This window comes from Sinomonas soli, assembly GCF_054782415.1.
The window spans coordinates 1-4,653 of sequence record NZ_BAAGSN010000018.1; the positions used below are offsets into that span (position 1 = coordinate 1).

The 4,653-nt window shown below is 72.2% G+C and carries 5 protein-coding genes and 1 pseudogene; 5 read left to right on the forward strand and 1 reads right to left on the reverse strand.

The genetic code is table 11. The annotated features are described in order from the left end of the window. The 5 genes from ACYVKZ_RS17545 to ACYVKZ_RS17565 all read left to right on the forward strand — a co-directional run. A partial coding sequence (locus ACYVKZ_RS17545; RefSeq protein WP_460993545.1) for an ABC transporter ATP-binding protein occupies positions 1–778 on the forward strand: 778 nt, incomplete at its 5' end. Next, a complete protein-coding gene (locus ACYVKZ_RS17550; RefSeq protein ID WP_460993546.1) occupies positions 775–1,677 on the forward strand; it encodes an ABC transporter permease in 903 nt (300 codons plus the stop codon). The genes ACYVKZ_RS17545 and ACYVKZ_RS17550, both read left to right, overlap by 4 nt. Next, positions 1,670–2,641 (forward strand): ABC transporter permease subunit, encoded by a 972-nt coding sequence (locus ACYVKZ_RS17555; RefSeq protein ID WP_334172995.1) that lies wholly within the window; start codon positions 1,670–1,672, stop codon positions 2,639–2,641. Before ACYVKZ_RS17550 ends, ACYVKZ_RS17555 begins: the two co-directional genes overlap by 8 nt. After that, entirely contained in the window at positions 2,641–3,201 is a 561-nt protein-coding gene (locus ACYVKZ_RS17560) for a hypothetical protein (RefSeq protein ID WP_334172994.1), read from the forward strand. The genes ACYVKZ_RS17555 and ACYVKZ_RS17560 overlap by 1 nt, the downstream gene beginning before the upstream one ends. Positions 3,202–3,391: 190 nt before the next feature. Further along, entirely contained in the window at positions 3,392–3,973 is a 582-nt protein-coding gene (locus ACYVKZ_RS17565) for an MEDS domain-containing protein (RefSeq protein WP_460993547.1), read from the forward strand. Between the two features lie 114 nt (positions 3,974–4,087). Here the strand turns inward: ACYVKZ_RS17565 and ACYVKZ_RS17570 are convergent. After that, a pseudogene (locus tag ACYVKZ_RS17570) lies at positions 4,088–4,653 on the reverse strand (hypothetical protein); the annotation flags it as partial.

The following is a 4,653-nucleotide window of genomic DNA, read 5'->3' on the forward strand; positions in this document are numbered from 1 at the left end:
GAGCGAGGCGGCGATCACCACGACGGCACTGTCCAAGGCGTACGGGCCCCACCAGGCACTGAAGTGCCTGGACCTGACCGTCCCGGCCGGGGACGTCTTCGGCCTGCTCGGCCACAACGGGGCAGGGAAGACCACCACGGTGAACATCCTCACCACCTTGCTGGCCCCGACCGCCGGCACGGCCGTCATCGCCGGCCACGACACCGCCTCCGACCCGGCCGGGGTACGGCGCAGCATCGGGTACCTGCCCGAGAACGTCCAGTTCTACGACGCCCTCACCCTGGACGAGAACCTTGCATTCTTCGCACGCCTCTCCGGCCTCCGCCGCCCCCAGGCCCGCATCCGCGAGGTCCTGGGGTTCCTGGACTTCACCGGCCACGGGCACCGGAGGATGGGCACCTTCAGCAAGGGCATGCGCCAGCGCGCCGGCATCGCCCAGGCCATCCTGCACGAACCATCAGTGGTGTTCCTCGACGAGCCCACTTCCGGCTTGGACCCCCAAGGGGTGGCGAACCTCCGCGAGACCATCACCCGCGTCAACATGGACCTGGGCATGACCGTCTTCATGAACACCCACCTGCTCTCCGAGGTCACCCGCACCTGCACCAGCATCGGCATCCTCAGCTCCGGCACCCTGGTCTACCAGGACTCCGTCGCCGCCACGCTCGAGGCGTTCCCCGACCGGGAGAGCCTGGAGGACATCTACCTCCACATCGAAGCCGGCCACACCCGAACACAGCAGGCCGCAGCGGGGCAGGCAGAGGCGGGGCAGGCATGAGCCCGTGGACGGCCGCCGTCGCCCACGAGCTGCTGTGCCTGCGCCGGGAGAGGCTCCCCCACCTGCTGCTGGCCGTCTTCGTCGCCATGACCGCAGCCGCGGCGTTCATCGGCTCCTCCGCCCGGGGCACCGTCTCCGCCGTCTACCGGGAGGCCGTCGCGCAGCAGCTCACCGCCGCGGCGAACCCCTTCGACGCGCTCCCGCCGCTGTACTACGCACGCAACACGGTGGTCTACATCGTCCTCATCGGCGCCCTGCTCGCCATCGTCGTCGGCGCCCGCTCCACCCTGCGGGACCGGCAGGCCCGCACCGCAGACCTGATCCTGGCCCGCCCGGGGTCCCCGGCCGGGTACCTCGGGGCCAAGCTCGCCGGGACCGCCCTCGCGATGCTCGGACTCATGGCGGCCTCCGCACTGATCAGCATCGCCTGCGTCAGCGCCGTCGCCGGGCACCTGCTGGGTCTCGGCGACTGCGCCCGCCTCGCCGCGCTGTACGGGCTGGGCTGGCTGTTCCTGCTGCCCTTCATCGCCCTCGGGATGCTCTCCGGGACATACTCCCGAACCGCCGCCACGGCGCTGCTGCTGCCCATTGTGCTCTGGAGCGTCGTGGTCTTCGTCCTGCCCCTGCTCGGCACCGCAGCGCACCCGGTCAGCCTCCTCAACCCCGTCGCCCCTCCCCCGGCAGACCGGACGGGACTGTTCGCCCTCACCGCGGCCCTGACCGCTCCGCTCTCCCTCGGCGAGCAGTTCAAACAGGCCGCCTCCGCCCTCCTGGGCGGCCCGCAGGCCGCCGCAGACCCGGCCGGCGGCCTCCTCACCCTCACCACGGCGGCCGCTCTCGGCTGCGCCGCCGTGGTCGCCACCCGCCGCAGCCGGACCAGGAGCGCCCTGCATGACTGACCTGACCGTGATCGCCGGCAAGGAGCTCACCGCGCTGCGCCGCAGCCGCTTCCTCCTGGCCCTGTGCGTGTTCCTGGCCGCCGTCGTCGTCATCTCGGTGGTGGTCGCCTCGGCGGACTTCAGGGTCAAGCTCGCCGACTACCACCGCTACGTCGATGCGCTCACGGCCGCCGGCAGCCCCGTCACCGCCCCGGCACCGCAGCTGTTCCCCCTGCAGATGCTCCGCGCCGGCATCGAGTACCTCGAGATCGTCGGCAGCCTCTTCGCCCTCGTCCTGGGCCACACCATGATCGCCCGGGAGAGGGAAGGCCAGACCCTCCCGCTGCTGCTCACCCGGCCCCTGCGCAGGCACGCCCTGATCGGCGGCAAGGCCCTCGCCGCCGCCCTGGTCTGGACCGCCGTCTCCGCCGCCCTGTTCACCGTCATCACCGCCACCCTCCTGCTCGTGGCCGACGCCCCCCTTCAGGGCGCCGACTACGCCCGGCTCGCCTTCGCCGCAGCCCACACTGCCGCCTACCTCACCCTGTGGACCCTGGCCGCCATGGCCCTGGCCTCCCTCGGCCGCCGCCCCGGCACCGGCCTCGTCATCGCCCTCGTCCTCTGGCTCACCGTGGTCCTGGTCATCCCCCAGATCGGGGACACCATGGACCCCGACAACCAGGTCCCCGGCGGCCTCTTCGCCAGCCTCCAGGTCGACAAGGCCCACGAACAGGCCGTCATGGCCCACTTCACCGGCTACGAGACCGCCCGCGACCTCATCGAGCAGACCTCCCTGACCAAGCAGTACGAACGAGCCGCCTTCGCCTACCTCGGCATCAAGAACCAGTACAACCAGCAGCCCCTCACGCAGGTGTGGGCCGGGACATTCAACAACACCCTCTGGCTCCTGGCCGGCCTCGCCGCCGCCGCCCTCGCCGCCCTCGCAGCAGGCCGCAAGAAGACCCTCCTACGAAAGGCCAACTGATGCCCACCCCCCACCGCCCCGCAGCCGCCTTCGCCGCCGCCCTGATCGGCCTCGCCGCGCTCACCGGCTGCAGCGCCACCGCATCCAGCCCGGCCCCCGCGAGCTCGGCACCGGCCGCCACGGTCCTGCCCGCCACCTCCAACCCCATCCCCACCACCGGCACCAAGACCGGCCTCGCCATCGCCGACGCCATCGCCGAGAACAACACCGACCCCACCACCAAGGCCCCCGTCCCCGACCGGATCCAGTTCACCCTCACCAACACCACAGCCCAGCCGATGACCGGCCTGCAGGCCTACTACACGATGAAGGACACCGCCACCGGCAAGACCGAGTCCTACTACCAGAAGCTCGACGGCCTCACCCTCGCCCCCCAGCAGTCCCAGACCATCTACTTCGACAACGGAACCGGCCCCGGCCACTACCCCGAGAACAAGTACAGCCTCTACCGCACCTCCACCAATCAGGTCACCATCACCATCGAGGCCGCCGCCACCGGATACGCCCCCACCCTCGCCACCGCCACGAAGTCCCCCGGCACCGGAGAGAAGCTCGACTGAGCCCCCCACCAGAACCAACACCGCCGCCGGCGCCGAGCGCCAATGGACCCAGCCGGAACAGGCCCAATGGCCCAAGCTCCCCGCCCACCGTCGCGCTAGCATGGCCGGCAACGTCCAGACGAGGGCGCGCCGGGGCAGCGGCTGCGACGGAACTGGCCACCCGCACCGCATCCCGAGAAGGACCCCCCTTTTGCGCGCACACACCGGCCTCCCGACGGCCGCGGCCCCCGGCCCCGCCCGACACCTCGCCTGGGCCTACCCCGGCCTAGCAGAGTTCGAAGGACGCGTCGCCTCGTTCCTGGTGCAGGGGCACATCCGCGGTGAACGGCAGATCCTCATCAGCGAGGACCCCAAGGCCAGCCGCTGGCCCAAGCGCCTGCTCGAACGCGGCGACCTCCTGCTCCTGAGCACCGCCGAGGCCTACGGCAGCACCCGCGTCATCGGCCCCACCTGGACGCGCGCCGCCTTCGAAGCCACCCTGGCAGAGGCGGCCGCCCTGGGCTACACCGGCCTGTGCATCGCCGCCGACAACACGGCCCTTGCCTCACGCCCGGAGCAGCTGGAGGCATGGACCCGGTGGGAGGACGAGGCCGGAACACTCATGAAGGCCCACCCCATCACCGCACTGTGCGCCTTCGACCGCACACGGACCGGCCCGCCGACGCTGGAGGCCCTGATGAGGCTGCACCAGAACCACTGCCACCCCGATCTGGCCCCACACCAGCGCCGCTGGAGCCGGCTCCACCGACTCCGAGCACCCGGTACCAGGTAGCCGGGCACTGGGGGCACAGCCCGATCCGAACGGCCGCAGGTCAACGGACGCGAGACAGTCCCCTGGAGCCAGCCGGCCGCCGCTCATGACTGGGGAGCGGCCCTGCCGGCATGGTCAGCGGCCCCGTCCTCGGTCCTTGTCCCTGCCGGGCGTGGGCTCGGGCCCCACGGTCCGCTCCGGGGCGGCCCCAGGAGCCTGGGTCGGTGCCCCAGGGAATGCCTGGGCGACGAGGCGCTGCACCTTCTCCTCCTCGCTCTCCACGCGCGGGGCAGCGGCGAGCCAGCGGGACCCGGCGGAGGGCGGGGCCTGCGCGGTCGCGTGCTGGGTCTGGAGGGCCTGGAGGTCTCCGCGGACGATGGTGAGCTTGTCCATGGCCGCGGCCCTGACCCGCTCGGCGTCGCCGAGCCTGCCGGCGGTCTTGTGCATGTCGTGGATGGCGCGCATGGTGTTGCGCAGCTGGGCCAGCAGCAGGGCGTGCCCGGCTGCCGTGGACGGCCCCACGGAGGTCTGCATGAGCAGCATGCCCGCGCCCTTCGCGCTCGGCATCGGCGCGTGCTCGACCCGGGGCGGGAAGCGGCGCAGCTGGGCCGTGCGGGCCAGCGCCTTGGCGGTGTCCGCCAGCGGCCCGGGCACCGCCTCGGTGCGCAGGCTCCAGGCGGCGAAGGCACCGGAGGTTCCGG

Bases quoted from the DNA above. Each gene is read 5' to 3' on its own strand.
- ACYVKZ_RS17550 (WP_460993546.1), top strand. From the start codon at position 775: ATGAGCCCGTGGACGGCCGCCGTCGCCCACGAGCTGCTGTGCCTGCGC.
- ACYVKZ_RS17555 (WP_334172995.1), top strand. From the start codon at position 1,670: ATGACTGACCTGACCGTGATCGCCGGCAAGGAGCTCACCGCGCTGCGC.
- ACYVKZ_RS17560 (WP_334172994.1), top strand. From the start codon at position 2,641: ATGCCCACCCCCCACCGCCCCGCAGCCGCCTTCGCCGCCGCCCTGATC.